The sequence below is a fragment of the Rickettsia endosymbiont of Ceutorhynchus obstrictus genome, assembly GCF_964026565.1.
Classification (GTDB): domain Bacteria; phylum Pseudomonadota; class Alphaproteobacteria; order Rickettsiales; family Rickettsiaceae; genus Rickettsia.
The window spans coordinates 1728545-1741537 of the sequence record NZ_OZ032162.1 but is presented as its reverse complement, the minus strand read 5'-3'; the positions used below and the strand labels follow the sequence as shown (position 1 = coordinate 1741537).

The following is a 12993-nucleotide window of genomic DNA, read 5'->3' as shown; positions in this document are numbered from 1 at the left end:
ACAAGCTACGGAATATGCAAAAGCCCTGAATGTACCGTTAGTATTTGCTATGAACGGCGCTTATTGTGAAGCTCGTTTTGTTCCAAATAATAAAGAACTTATATTAAACGGCGAAGAAGTAAGAGAGTTACTGCGAGAAAAAGAGATATTAACTTTTTTAGAAGCAAATAGTAATGAAGCTTGGACGATCCCTAAGGAAGTTAAAGTTTCACGAGATGAGTTGATATCGATATTCAAAAATCTAAATAATATTTTAAGAAGCGAAGGCTTGCGAGCCGGAATAGAAAGATTTGGTGAATTTGCTAATATATTATTCCTGAAATTGCTTAGTGAGAATAATGAAAAATCTTGGTGGAATACTATTAAAGCACAGTCAAATGAAGATATTATCGGTTACATAAACGGCTATGTCATAGAACAAATTAAAAATAAGTATGGCGGTGACGTTTTTACGCCTATTTCTATCGGTAACCCTCAAACGCTTCGGCATATTATCGATGCAATCGATCCTCTTATTTTATCGACAATAGACACGGATATAAAAGGCGATGCATTTGAATATTTCCTTGAAAAAACTACCTCAACCGAGAATGACTTAGGAGAATATTTTACCCCTAGAAATGTTGTTAAAACCATTATTAACCTTGTGGATCCTAAATTTAAAGAAACAATTTATGATCCTTTTTGCGGTACAGGTGGGTTTTTAACCGAAGCTTTTAACTATATTAAAGAAAATACTATAATTAATACTCAAGAAGATTTAGAAAGACTAAAATTTGATACGTTATATGGGCGAGAAATAACTACAACCGCTAGAATCGCCAAAATGAATATGATTTTGCATGGTGACGGACATAGCGGAATTCAACAAATAAATAGTCTTGAAAATCCTAATTATATTAAACCTTTAACTAATCAGCAGTTAAAGTTTGATATAATCGTTACTAATATGCCTTTCTCCCAGGAAATTACTAAAAAGACTATTAAAAACGGCAAAACCGTAACAGAGAATTATATAGCTCCTCTTTATTATAACGGTATTGCTAAAAATAACGGTGATGCTGCTTGCGTTTTACATTGTCTTCATAATTTGAAAGAAGGCGGCAGGATGGCGTTAGTAGTACCTGAAGGGTTTCTATTCAGAAAAGATATTGCTGCCGTACGACAATTTTTATTATCGAAAGTAAAACTACAAGCCGTTATTTCTCTGCCGCAAGGTACTTTTTTACCTTATACAGGAGTAAAAACATCGATACTTTATTTTACCGATGCACATAAACCAAATAATCAAAAAGAATATTGGTTTTATGAAGTCAAAAATATTGGGATTACCTTAGACAATAAGAAAAGAAAAATTAACGGCATAAATGATTTAAACAAAATTGATTCCTCGGATATTGGTAAAGTAGACAAAAATCCTGACTTAAAGACTAATATGTTTGAACTCGGGTTTGAAATAATAGATTTAGAGAAAGTGAAGAATAACGGGTATAATTTGGTTGGAAGTTTTTATAAGGAATTACAGAAAAACAATAAATATAAATTTGTAAAACTTGGAGAGATAAGTAAGGTTGAAAGCGGTAACTCTGCACCTCAAAATAATAATTTATTTGAAAATGGTATTTACCCGTTTTTCAGGGTTTCAGATATTGCAAAGCCTCATATATCTGGCAACCTTTTAGAAACTGCTGATAAGTTAAACGACGAAGGAGTAAAAGGATTAAAATTATTTAAAAAAAGTTCTATTCTTTTTCCTAAAAGTGGTGCCTCAACTTTACTCAATCATCGTGCAATTATGGGCTGTGATGGATATGTTACTTCGCACTTAGCAATCATTACTGTAGACAAAACAAAAATTCTGATAGCATTTTTGTTTTACCTATTAGTCGGTGTTGATGCAAAAAATATCATATTAAATGACAGCTACCCTTCAATTAGAATTGATTTTTTACAAAACCTACAACTTCCTCTTCCTCCTTTTGAAGAACAACAAAAAATAGTTGAGGAATTGGATAGTTATCAAAAAATAATAGATGGGCTTAAGCAAGCAATAGATAATTGGAAACCTAATTTTAAAATAAGTTCTGAATGGCAGGTGTTAAAAATTTCAGATATAGCAGAAAGTTTAAAAGCTGGCGGTGATGTTCCAAAAGATAATTATTCAAAAGATAAAACTATAAAATATAAAATACCAATTTATTCAAATGGAACTACTAATAAAGGTTTATATGGATATACAAATATTATAAAAGTAGATAAACCATGCGTAACAATTTCTGCGAGAGGAACTATAGGGTATGCAGTAGCACGTAATGAGGCTTTTTGTCCTATAATTAGATTAATTGTATTAATACCTAAAAAAGATGTTGAAGTAAAATATCTAGAATATATTTTGAACAAAATGGATTTTAAATTATTAGGCACGAGTACGCCACAATTAACAGTGCCTGAAATATCAAATTATAGAATTCCAATTCCTCCCTTACATATTCAACAAGAAATAATAGAGCAAATTGAGAAGGAACGTACAATGATCGAAGCAAATAAAGAAACCATAAAGCTTTTTGAAGAAAAATTAAAAACCAAACTAGATTCACTTTGGCAATAAAAGATGTACATTAACTACCTAAAAGATTTGATCGGTTTTAAGTCTGTAACTCCTCAGAGTGACGGAGCTATTGAGTATATTGACAAGTTCCTCCAAGAGAACGGCTTTCAAACCGAAATAAAATTATTCGGTGGCTCCTCCTCGCAAGTTACAAATCTTTACGGATTTTACGGCAATAAAAAACCGAATATTTGTTTTGTCGGGCATGTAGACGTCGTACCTGCCGGTGATTTTACTCTTTGGCACGCTTCGCCTTTCTCGGCTCACATAATTGGCGATAAAATATACGGCAGAGGAGCTGTTGACATGAAAGGGGCGATAGCCTGTTTTTTAGCGGCAAGTTTGGATTTTATAAAGCATAATCCGAACCTTAACGGCTCGATTAGTTTTTTAATTACCGGCGATGAAGAAGGTGAAGCAAAATACGGCACTAAAGAAATGTTAAAACACATCTATAATCAAGGTCATAAAATTGATTTTGCTATTGTCGGTGAGCCGACAAATGAAGAAGAAATAGGTGATACGATTAAAATAGGTAGGCGCGGTAGCGTAAATTTTAACTTAAACTTACACGGCAAACAGGGGCACGTTGCTTATCCACAAAAAGCACGTAACCCTCTTCCTTGTTTAATAAAAATAATGCATGATATTATCAATATTAAACTTGATGAAGGCGGTGCATTTTTTGATCACTCGAATAGTTGCGTTACCTCAATTGATGTCGGTAATAATATAACTAACGTAATTCCGGGTGAAGCTTCCGCACGATTTAATATTCGGTTTAATGAGCTACATTCAGCTGAGAGTCTAACAAATCTAATAAAGCGAATTGTCGAAAAATATTGTACCGAATATAAATTAAATTATGAATTAACCGCTAAAAGTTCAGCCGAAAGCTTTATTCAAGACCCTATAGACAGAATAGCCGATTTCGCCGAAATAGTTGCAAGCACAACTAATATAAAACCTAAATTCTCAACTAGCGGCGGTACTTCCGATGCTAGATTTGTTAAAAGCTATTGCCCGGTTGTTGAATTCGGTTTATTATCCGAAACAGCTCATAAAATTAATGAATATACAAAAATTACTGATTTACAAAAATTATACGATGTGTATTATAATTCTTTGACAAAATTCCTAACTTAAGAAGTTTTGCGGGTGTGATGGAACTGGTAGACGTGCAAGATTTAGGTTCTTGTGCCGCAAGGCGTGGGGGTTCAAGTCCCTCCACCCGTACCATTCGACATTTTCGGACAAATTTACGACGGTATTGAACGGCGGACGTAGAGAGTAATCAAGTTTTTCGCTGCTCAATGTTAGGTTAGCAAATACTAAATTTACTAAACTCCTTTTGTCCTCGACAGTTGAACCTATAAACTTGTTATGGGCGTCAGAAGCTAATTCTACCAAGGAAATTAGCGTTTTTGTAAACTCATCATCTGCATTGTGATAAGCTCCGATTTCTCTCATTACATCGTTGCGTCGTTCTATTAATTGCTGGCGTTTTTCTTCGTGCGTTTTTTTGTCTATTTCACCATCAAGTAATAAATTCATTAAATTATCCATACGCGTTTTAATTTTTGTATCTTCGCTATAAAGTTCACTTACACGGCGTTTATGAAAATCTTTTTCCGCATTTGCGCTAGCTTTAGTATATGTTATTACTTCGCTTAACATCTGCGGCGATAATTGCATTGATGCAAAGACTTTTTCCACTTCCTTTAAGGCTATCTCTTCCGGCACATATATTGCCTGTGTAGATTCCTTTGATACCCATATTCTTAAATATCGCCACTCTGCAGTTTCTCCATTCTTGTAAGTTTTGCTCCGTATGTCAGGAGTTGCTACCCTACCGGTATTAGCGCATTTAATTAAGCCTCTAAATATTGATTCCTTATTCCTGAATTTATACGGCGTTCTTTTCCATCCTAGCCGTACCTTTTGGCATTTATCAAATAACTCTTTGTTTATAATTGGTGGGTAAATATGAGGGAATCTTTGCCCTGTTTTTTTAATCTCATTACTCCATAATAAAAAGGATTCTTAATAAGCTCGAAAATTTGCGATCTACTTAAATAACCTTTATTGCCTCTTGCATTAGTAAGTCCCCACTCTTTGGTTTTTTTCAATATTTCCGGTAAGTTATAATTGCCTGTTGCGTAGGTTTCAAATATCTTTTTTATCAAAGGTGATCTATCAAGGTCAATTACTATGGTTCCCTTTTTATCGTTAGTATGCAGATAACCCATGGGAGCAGTACTTACCCATTTACCTTCTCGTAATTTTTGCGCTATACTGCGGTTTATGTTATCCTTAAGGCTATCAACGTAATTTTGCGCCATCATAGTAAACAAATTCCACATCATACGCTCCTGTGATGTAGAATATTTATGGATAATACAATTTTCCGTGTGAAAATGTAGCTCTATTTTTTCTTTTTCGATAAGGTTGTTTAATAAAGGAGTCTCCTTATAACTACGTTGTAGCCTGTCCACCTTATCCGTTACCACTGCAATTATTTTTTTCTGCTTTTTAGCAAACTCTATGGCTTCCATAAATTTTTTACGATTGCCTACGGTGGACGATTCAGTAAATTCAAAGATTTTTAAAATCCCTAACCCTTTACGGGTACAATATTCTTGTGAACGATATTTTTGGGCATTGGTTGAATAGCCTTCTTCCTGCTCTTTAGAGGATACCCTACATAATATAATTGCTTCAGTTGCTTTTTTTCTTTCGTACATATTATTACCCCCTCCCCATAGTTTTATTCCAATTAAAACAATAATATTTTTCAAAATAAGCTGTAGCCTGATGTAAAAAACGACTTTCATACTTGGTTAATTTACGTAATATTATATCAGAGCCATCCTTGTTATAAGTAACGACTGTAATGAGCTTTGCGGCGAGTAAAGTACCGAATACCGCCCACATTATGGTATTAACCGGAGTATTTAAAAGCTCGTCGTCAATTATAACTGTGACGGGTTTGTTATGGCAGGTGCTTATACGACGGACTAATTTACAAAAAGCGCGGTAATCGTAAGAGTCTTTAGATTGGATAATTTTTAATATTTTTAGCTTTCCTTTTTTGCAGCTGATAGAAATACCTTGCCTAAGCTTATCACTTTCAAGCCCATAAGGAGGGTGTAAGAAAATTATAGCTTTGGGAGCTGAAAATATAGGTTTTGGAGTTATTAGATTTGATTGATTATTTTGATCGGTCATTTGGATATCCCCATTTTGATTAAACTTAAAGTTATTAAGTTTTAACCACCAAAAATTGCTTTAAGGTGGTCGGGGAGTTAAGAAAACCGCATAACACAGCTATAATAGTTTTTAGGTCTAAAGTATAGTACCTTAAACCCTGGTATGACTATTATCTCCCAGACCCTAAGAAAGTCTAGGATAACATCATTTTATACGGTTGATGTTATAACCGGTTATGCTAAGGTTCTTACACCCCAGAATAGTTTTACAACTACTCCGAGTATGATTTTATACAACTCCCCTAAAAAGTCAATTAAGCTTTATTATTTTTTTTCTTTTTTTAATCTAATGTGTACCTTCATAAGAATTTTACAAAACTCTATTAATCTTCTTGCTGCTTCGTGTGCTTCTACTTCCGATAATTTGCCGTTATACATTTTCCTTATATTTTCAACGATCGACTCGTAAATTTCTTCCCTACTACGCCCATCCGGTTTATCTTGCCTAGCTTGTTCATATGTGGTTATATTGTCGTTTTTCATAATTCCCCTTTGTTATATTTTGCTAAAATGCAGTGTAATAAAGCCAAGCTATCGGCTTCGTTGTCATCCTTGGGACTAAAGCCCTTGCTTTTGACTGCATCGATTACGGCGTATTTGGTAGCGTTGCCTTTGCCTGTTATATGTTTCTTGATAGTACCGACCGGCACACCTCTATAAGGTATTTGATGAATTTCACAAAAAGCCATTACGTGGGCTACGAAACCGCCGTATTTATGAGCGGCATCTGTTCCCTTGTGACTGCGTACCTGTTCAAAATAAACTTCATCAAACCCCTTTGTAGTGCTTCTAAGCTCTGAAAGCCATCGTTGCAAGCGTACAAATACCATCCCGCCGCCTTCAAAATTATCCATTTTAAAGTTTTCCGTACCCGAGGTAATGCTGCCGTTATTGTAGTGTAAAGCCCAGCCGGTTATAGTGCCGAGGTCTAGGGCTAATATTGTTTTGTGGTTCATAATGTTAATCCTCCTTTTGATTTTCTTGATTATTCTTTAAATACTTCGTCTAAATATCTTGGGTCGTTTAATACCTTTTCTAAAAATTCAGGGTCTTTTAATGCTCTCGTTAAAAATTGTTCAGTAATCCCGTAAAAACCATTAGCATCGACTAACCCATGTGTTTTTACGGCAATCTTTAGCATAGGAATACGCCTGGGTATTACTCCTTCATACATGTAGTTATAAGTTTCGCTATGTGACATATCAAGCGACCTTGCTACTTCTAAAGGTTTCAACTTATATATGTCCGCATACGTTAATAGATTCATAATCACCTTAATTTTAGTTGCAGGTTAAGGAATTTAACCAGTGATACTTATCTACTACACCTACAAGTTTTTAAAACCTTTCGTTTTACAACTTTTACAACTATGTACTGCCCTCCTTGTAATCATATATAAACTAAAAAAATCACTTTGTGTGAATCTGTCAATTTAATTGACAGATTCAGGGGGTAATTTGGCTTCCGTTAGGGAAAGCTCCGTCAATTAAACTGACATGTGGTTGAAAAGTTTTAAAAAATCGGCATTCTATCGGTTACCGCAATTCAATTAAAAATAGGTAACACATGAAGAAAGAACTAGCCGACATCAATATTTTAAAAGTAAATATTTTAAAAGTACCCATTGGGTTACTAATAAAATATGACGTTGAAGACTTACACCGCCATTTAGTGAAAGCTATCGAGGAGCTAGAAAAAGCTAAGCGGCTTAAACAATGGCTACAAGGGGCAATAGCTCTTAAATATAAGGCACGTATACAAAATAAACGTAACTATTGCGGGGAGGATACCGGCGTTATTTCTCTTGAGGATAGAGGCTTTAAGGTAACTAGCGACGTACCGAAACAAGTTGAGTGGCGGCAAAGCGTACTTAGTAAAATTGCCGGCAATATACTCGCCAGAGGCGGAAAGTTATCGGATTATATTGAGGTACATTACCACGTGCCGGAAGCTAAATATAACAGCTTACCGCCGGTATTTAAGGATATGCTGCTACCGGCCAGAATAATTAGACACGGCAACCCTGTTTATAAGCTTACCAAACTAAAGGATGATAAGTTTGAAACAGTTACGCTAGATCAACTTATGTCGGAATGGGGGGTAAGCCATGAGTAAATTACCTATTATTAGTGCCGACGAGCGTTTAGCGGAAAAACGAGGGATTAAGGGTTGTATATTTGGCGGGTACGGCATCGGCAAAACTAGCCTTCTCTGGACTCTACCGGCGGAAACTACGTTATTCTTCGATCTTGAGGCTGGGGATTTAGCAGTTGAAGGCTGGCAAGGTGATTCTGTTAGACCTCGCACCTGGCAGGGATGCCGAGACTTTGCGGTATTTATCGGCGGTGCTAATCCTTCTGTTAAGGACAACGGCATTTATGGCAAAGCACATTATGAAGATGTTTGCCGTAGGTTTGGGGATTCTGCCGCTATTGATAAATACGAGACTATTTTTATTGACTCGATAACAGTTGCAGGACGCTTATGTTTGCAATGGTGTAAATCTCAACCGCAAGCCATTAGTGAGAAAACCGGCAGGGAAGATGTGCGGAGTATGTACGGCTTGCACGGTCAAGAAATGATCACCTGGCTAACGCATCTACAACATGCCAGAAATAAAAATATCTGGTTTGTCGGGATATTGGAAGAGAAGCAAGACGAATATAATCGTCGGACATTCGGCTTGCAGATAGACGGCAGCAAAACGGCTAATGAGTTACCGGGGATAGTTGACCAGGTTATTACTATGGCACAGGTAAAAACCGAAAACGGGGAATCGCGGGCTTTCATTAATCACACTTTAAACCCTTACGGCTACCCTGCTAAAGATCGGTCGGGGAAGCTGGAAATGATCGAGCCGCCGCATTTGGGTAATTTAATGGACAAAATCAAATCACATAACCCGTCGTCATTGCGAGCGACTAAAGGGAGCGTGGCAATCTCATAAAATTAAAACTAGATTGCCACGTCGCTACGCTCCTCGCAATGACGAGCTTTTAAAAACAACAATTAATCAAGGAGTAACATTATGGACTATTACGATTTTAATACTGCGACTAATCAAGCAAACTTTGATTTAATCCCGAAAGGGACAATAGCCAAGGTAAATCTTAGAATAAAACGCGGCGGTTATAACGATGCCGAAAGCGGTTGGACGGGCGGCTACGCCACTAAAAACGATATAAGCGGAGCGATTTACTTAGATTGCGAATTTACCATTTTAACAGGTGAATATGCTAAGCGTCGAGTTTGGAGCATGATCGGACTTTATAGCGAGAAGAATAATAACCGCTGGGGCGAGATAGGTAGGAGCTTTATACGCTCTATTCTCAACTCTGCTAGAGGGTTTAGCGATAAGGAGGATTCGGAACATGCCAAATATGCCCGTAAGATTAACAATTTCGGTGATTTAGAGAAGTTAGAGTTTTTTATAGTTAGAATTGATATAGAAGTCGATCAGTCGGGCAATGAAAAAAACGTTATTAAGGTTGCTTTAGACCCATGCCATAAGGATTATGTTAAGTTTATGGATAACAACGCCAATATAACAGACATAGCAGGGTGGAGGTAAGAGGTGCGCATATGACAAGATTAGATTTTAACCGGATTTTAAAATATTACGCTAAAAATAACGGCGTAATGATAACTTTGAATATGTTACTTAATCAAGCTCTTAGTTATGAAAAAAGCTTAGAGCCGCTACGTAAATATTTAGGTGCGTCACGTCTTGGCGTGCCTTGCTTTAGAGCTTTGCAATATGAATATCTTGAAGCAGTTAATGGCGAGGTTAGAATTATTGACGATGCCGATCGTATACGTAACTTTGAGATAGGGCATTTATTCGAGCGTTTAATGATAGATTGGCTAAAGCTTTCAGGCTTTAAACTTTTGATTTATGACGAACAAGGAAAGCAATTGGGCTTTGCAGTAGCAGGCGGCAAAATAGCCGGACATATTGACGGCATTATATTAGATGTTCCGGTTGATATAAAAGATTTAAATCGTGAAAATAAAGATTTAAAAATATCTTGCCCGATGTTATGGGAAACTAAAAGCATGAATAATAAGAGCTGGCGAGAGACATTTACAAAGGGTTTAGTATTATCTAAGCCCGTCTATGCTGCACAAATTGCTTTATATCAGGCTTATATGGAGGAAACAATTTGCGGTATTTCTAAGAATCCTTGTTTATTTACGGCAATTAATAAGGATACTGCCGAAATATACGCCGAGCTGATCCCGTTTGATGCCGAGTTAGCGCAAAGGATGAGCGATAAGGCTGTTAACATTATCAAAGCTACCGAAGCGGGGGAAACATTACCTAGGGGCTTTAGTAGTAAGGAGGTTTTTGACTGCAAAATATGCCCTTATCAAACTAAATGCTGGGGGGATTAAGCCGTGAGTGATATTTTACCCGTAAAAGATGACATTAAAGGTTATTTTTGGCTGGTCTTCGGTTATTTAGACGGGTTAATTCCGTTGCGATCATTTGCAGAGAAAGGCGGGGCTAGTCATAAGCCCCCTGCCAATATCTGGATTGAAGCAAATGACGATATGGCTGTTAATGCTCTAAATTTTGCTATGACAACAAACCAACGACAAACGGCATTTTACGTAATTCCTGGAGTGGTTGAAAATACAGGGGAAGCAGGAAGTATCAATATAAAGCAAATGCAGGTTCTACTGATTGATATTGACGACGGGGATACCGAAAGCAAGTTAGCATTACTTGAAAACGCTTTAGGTAAGGCTAGCATGGTTGTTGAGTCGGGAGGTATGACTAGCGAGGGACATACTAAGCTGCATGTTTATTGGCAATTAATGGAGGCTGCGAGCGGTGAGGATTTAAAAATTTTATTAGAGTTGCGGCACAAAATAGCTTTAGCCGTGGGCGGTGATTTACATTTTAAGCTAGCGCATCAACCAATTAGGGTAGCAGGCTCGGTTTATTACAAAGGCGGAGTTGCGAAGCTTGTTAAAATTAGGTCATATAGTCGCATGGAGTATACGCTTGAGGAATTAGTAGAGGGAATTAAAAAGTTAATTGGTGTTAATACTTTAGATCTCCAGAATTTTACTAAAAACTTACCAAACATTAACAATATTTCCTTACCTTTAAATAATATTTTGACAAGCAAAGTGTATGAAGGCGGCAGCGTTGAAGCTAGCCGTTTCAACCGGTTAAGCAGGATAATAGGCTACTGGTTGCGCCGCTGCCATGACGGGTTAATTACTGAAGCACAAACCTTAGAGGAAATACATAGCTATAATTTAGCCAATGTTGTTCCTTCTTGGTCGTTAGAGAAAATAAAACAAGAGGTTAACGGCTTATGGAAGTTGCATTTACAGAAATACGGAGAAGCTAAAAAGATTACTAATAATGCATCTCGTCGAACAATTAGTATATTTCAGCTAGGTCGATTTTTAGAAGATCAAAGCGAATTGCCGCAAGATTTAATAGCACCACGTATATTAACGCCTCGCGGTATATTAGTCTTCGGCGGTGCGCCTAAGGTCGGTAAGAGTGATTTTTTGTTGTCGTTATTTGTGCATTTGGCAGCAGGGCAAGAGTTTTTAGGCTTTAAGCCCGTTCGTCCATTAAAGATATTTTATTATCAAACGGAAGTAGAATATGACTATTTGCGTGAAAGATTACAAAATATGCAATTACCTAAGGAGTTAATGGATAAGGCACGAGTTAACTTATACATTACACCGGCTAGTAAGTTGTTATTAGATGCTGAAGGAATAAATATAATAGCGGCAGACGTAAAGAAAGTTTTAAATGATGCTCCCGATATCATCGCCGTTGATCCATTGCGCAATGTTTTTGACGGCGGTAGAGACGGAGCAACAGAGAATGAAAACGACGCAATGCTGTTTTTCCTTCGGGAAAGAATAGAAGCCTTAAGGGATCAATTAAACCCTAAGGCAGGCGTTATTTTAGTTCATCATACAAAAAAGATTAACCGCATGCAGTTTGAAGATGATCCGTTTCAAGCTTTTAGCGGCGCAAGTAGTTTGCGAGGATACTACACTACCGGAGCATTGTTATATAAGCCGGAACCGGAAAATGATAACAAGCACCTAATATTTGAGCTACGTAACGGCAAAGAAATTCCTACTAAGATAATTAATAAAACTAATGGCGTATGGGTTGAGGTAAATCCTTTAAATATACCGCTTATAAAGCAGCATTATAGTAGCAAATTAAATGCCGAGCGCGATCGCCGTGAACAACTAATTATGGATATCTTGGAGGAAGAAGCCGTTAAGGGGCGTGCATATTCAATTAATGCCTTTTGTGAAGCATTTGACGGCGAGAAGGGTTTAGGTAGTAAGGACTCTATTAGGTCGAGAATTAAAGTTTTAACAAGGAAAGGGGATATTAAGTTTTTTAAAAACACTATGGATTATGGTTTTGGTAAATGTACATCAAATTATGGTTTAATGTGTTTTGAAAATATGCAGTTAGGTAAGAAACACAGAAAAAAAGTTTTGCCTACTCATTATTTACATCATGAATTCGAGGAATTACATCCGATAGAAAACCCTAAAATATGGAGAGTTTACGAAGAAGAAATAAACGAAGAGGAAAATGAAGAATTTTAAGTTTAGAATTGTGGAACATAACTTGAAAACCGTGGAACATGCTTAAGAATAAGGAAAATTCAAGTTTAGGTTTTAAGTTTATGTTTAAGTTTAGGAAGTTTCCCAAACTTGAAATTAAAATATAGTAAAAAAGCCCTGGAATAGGCAAGAAGATAAGGAAAACTAAGGAAATCAAGTTTAGGAAAGTACCCAAACTTAACCAAAACTTGAAACCTTAAAAAACCCCAGAAAATCAACAGCTTACAGGGATTCAAGTTTAGGAAATATTTATATGCAAAAAATCAAGTTTGGAACTGCTGCAAAGCTTATTAGTATTAGGGTTTAAAGGGGGTGTTTCAAGTTTGGAAAATAACACCCTATACTTAAAAGTATATAGGACTGTAAAAGTCCCTATACTACGTAAACGGGTTATTTCGCGTAACAAAAAAATTTTTAAAAATTATTGTATTTTCTACTAGACATTGAAAATAAAAGCTGCTAGCATTTTACAATCTAGGGAAGAAT

General features: G+C 36.4%; 12 protein-coding genes and 1 tRNA gene. 8 read left to right on the top strand and 5 right to left on the bottom strand.

What is annotated here, in order from left to right; translation table 11 throughout:
• Window positions 1–49: 49 nt before the first annotated feature.
• From AAGD64_RS09965 to AAGD64_RS09955, 3 genes are all read left to right on the top strand, one after another.
• The gene (locus AAGD64_RS09965) at window positions 50–2608 is read left to right on the top strand and encodes an N-6 DNA methylase (protein WP_341793315.1); all 2559 of its coding nucleotides are present in this window, start codon (window positions 50–52) and stop codon (window positions 2606–2608) included.
• 3 nt (window positions 2609–2611) lie between these two features.
• Window positions 2612–3754 (top strand): succinyl-diaminopimelate desuccinylase, encoded by a 1143-nt coding sequence (dapE, locus tag AAGD64_RS09960; protein WP_341793314.1) that lies wholly within the window; start codon window positions 2612–2614, stop codon window positions 3752–3754.
• A gap of 8 nt (window positions 3755–3762) precedes the next feature.
• A tRNA-Leu gene (locus AAGD64_RS09955) sits at window positions 3763–3847 on the top strand.
• 728 nt (window positions 3848–4575) lie between these two features.
• Here AAGD64_RS09955 and AAGD64_RS09950 read toward each other — a convergent pair.
• The 5 genes from AAGD64_RS09950 to AAGD64_RS09930 all read right to left on the bottom strand — a co-directional run bounded on the left by AAGD64_RS09950 (window position 4576) and on the right by AAGD64_RS09930 (window position 7144).
• Window positions 4576–5352, bottom strand: a complete 777-nt coding sequence (locus AAGD64_RS09950) for a recombinase family protein (protein ID WP_341793313.1) — start codon at window positions 5350–5352, stop codon at window positions 4576–4578.
• A 4-nt stretch (window positions 5353–5356) separates the two neighbouring features.
• Entirely contained in the window at window positions 5357–5836 is a 480-nt protein-coding gene (locus AAGD64_RS09945) for a hypothetical protein (protein ID WP_341793312.1), read from the bottom strand.
• A 305-nt stretch (window positions 5837–6141) separates the two neighbouring features.
• A complete protein-coding gene (locus tag AAGD64_RS09940) occupies window positions 6142–6360 on the bottom strand; it encodes a hypothetical protein (RefSeq protein ID WP_341793311.1) in 219 nt (72 codons plus the stop codon).
• Window positions 6357–6833 (bottom strand): hypothetical protein, encoded by a 477-nt coding sequence (locus AAGD64_RS09935; protein WP_341793310.1) that lies wholly within the window; start codon window positions 6831–6833, stop codon window positions 6357–6359. The genes AAGD64_RS09940 and AAGD64_RS09935 overlap by 4 nt, the downstream gene beginning before the upstream one ends.
• A gap of 29 nt (window positions 6834–6862) precedes the next feature.
• The gene (locus tag AAGD64_RS09930) at window positions 6863–7144 is read right to left on the bottom strand and encodes a hypothetical protein (protein ID WP_341793309.1); all 282 of its coding nucleotides are present in this window, start codon (window positions 7142–7144) and stop codon (window positions 6863–6865) included.
• A gap of 299 nt (window positions 7145–7443) precedes the next feature.
• Between AAGD64_RS09930 and AAGD64_RS09925 the strand changes: the two genes are divergently transcribed.
• From AAGD64_RS09925 to AAGD64_RS09905, 5 genes are all read left to right on the top strand, one after another.
• The gene (locus tag AAGD64_RS09925; RefSeq protein WP_341793308.1) at window positions 7444–7992 is read left to right on the top strand and encodes a hypothetical protein; all 549 of its coding nucleotides are present in this window, start codon (window positions 7444–7446) and stop codon (window positions 7990–7992) included.
• Window positions 7985–8824, top strand: a complete 840-nt coding sequence (locus AAGD64_RS09920; RefSeq protein ID WP_341793307.1) for an ATP-binding protein — start codon at window positions 7985–7987, stop codon at window positions 8822–8824. Before AAGD64_RS09925 ends, AAGD64_RS09920 begins: the two co-directional genes overlap by 8 nt.
• An 81-nt stretch (window positions 8825–8905) precedes the next feature.
• On the top strand, window positions 8906–9448 hold the full coding sequence (locus AAGD64_RS09915; RefSeq protein ID WP_341793306.1) for a hypothetical protein: 543 nt from the start codon (window positions 8906–8908) through the stop codon (window positions 9446–9448).
• A gap of 11 nt (window positions 9449–9459) precedes the next feature.
• Entirely contained in the window at window positions 9460–10272 is an 813-nt protein-coding gene (locus AAGD64_RS09910; RefSeq protein WP_341793305.1) for a hypothetical protein, read from the top strand.
• Between the two features lie 3 nt (window positions 10273–10275).
• Complete coding sequence (locus AAGD64_RS09905; protein ID WP_341793304.1) at window positions 10276–12489, top strand: AAA family ATPase; 2214 nt, start codon at window positions 10276–10278, stop codon at window positions 12487–12489.
• Window positions 12490–12993 lie beyond the last annotated feature (504 nt).

Coding starts and splice junctions, on each gene's coding strand:
- AAGD64_RS09965 (WP_341793315.1), top strand. CDS start 50: ATGAACGGCGCTTATTGTGAAGCTCGTTTTGTTCCAAATAATAAAGAA.
- dapE (WP_341793314.1), top strand. CDS start 2,612: ATGTACATTAACTACCTAAAAGATTTGATCGGTTTTAAGTCTGTAACT.
- AAGD64_RS09950 (WP_341793313.1), bottom strand. CDS start 5,352: ATGTACGAAAGAAAAAAAGCAACTGAAGCAATTATATTATGTAGGGTA.
- AAGD64_RS09945 (WP_341793312.1), bottom strand. CDS start 5,836: ATGACCGATCAAAATAATCAATCAAATCTAATAACTCCAAAACCTATA.
- AAGD64_RS09940 (WP_341793311.1), bottom strand. CDS start 6,360: ATGAAAAACGACAATATAACCACATATGAACAAGCTAGGCAAGATAAA.
- AAGD64_RS09935 (WP_341793310.1), bottom strand. CDS start 6,833: ATGAACCACAAAACAATATTAGCCCTAGACCTCGGCACTATAACCGGC.
- AAGD64_RS09930 (WP_341793309.1), bottom strand. CDS start 7,144: ATGAATCTATTAACGTATGCGGACATATATAAGTTGAAACCTTTAGAA.
- AAGD64_RS09925 (WP_341793308.1), top strand. CDS start 7,444: ATGAAGAAAGAACTAGCCGACATCAATATTTTAAAAGTAAATATTTTA.
- AAGD64_RS09920 (WP_341793307.1), top strand. CDS start 7,985: ATGAGTAAATTACCTATTATTAGTGCCGACGAGCGTTTAGCGGAAAAA.
- AAGD64_RS09915 (WP_341793306.1), top strand. CDS start 8,906: ATGGACTATTACGATTTTAATACTGCGACTAATCAAGCAAACTTTGAT.
- AAGD64_RS09910 (WP_341793305.1), top strand. CDS start 9,460: ATGACAAGATTAGATTTTAACCGGATTTTAAAATATTACGCTAAAAAT.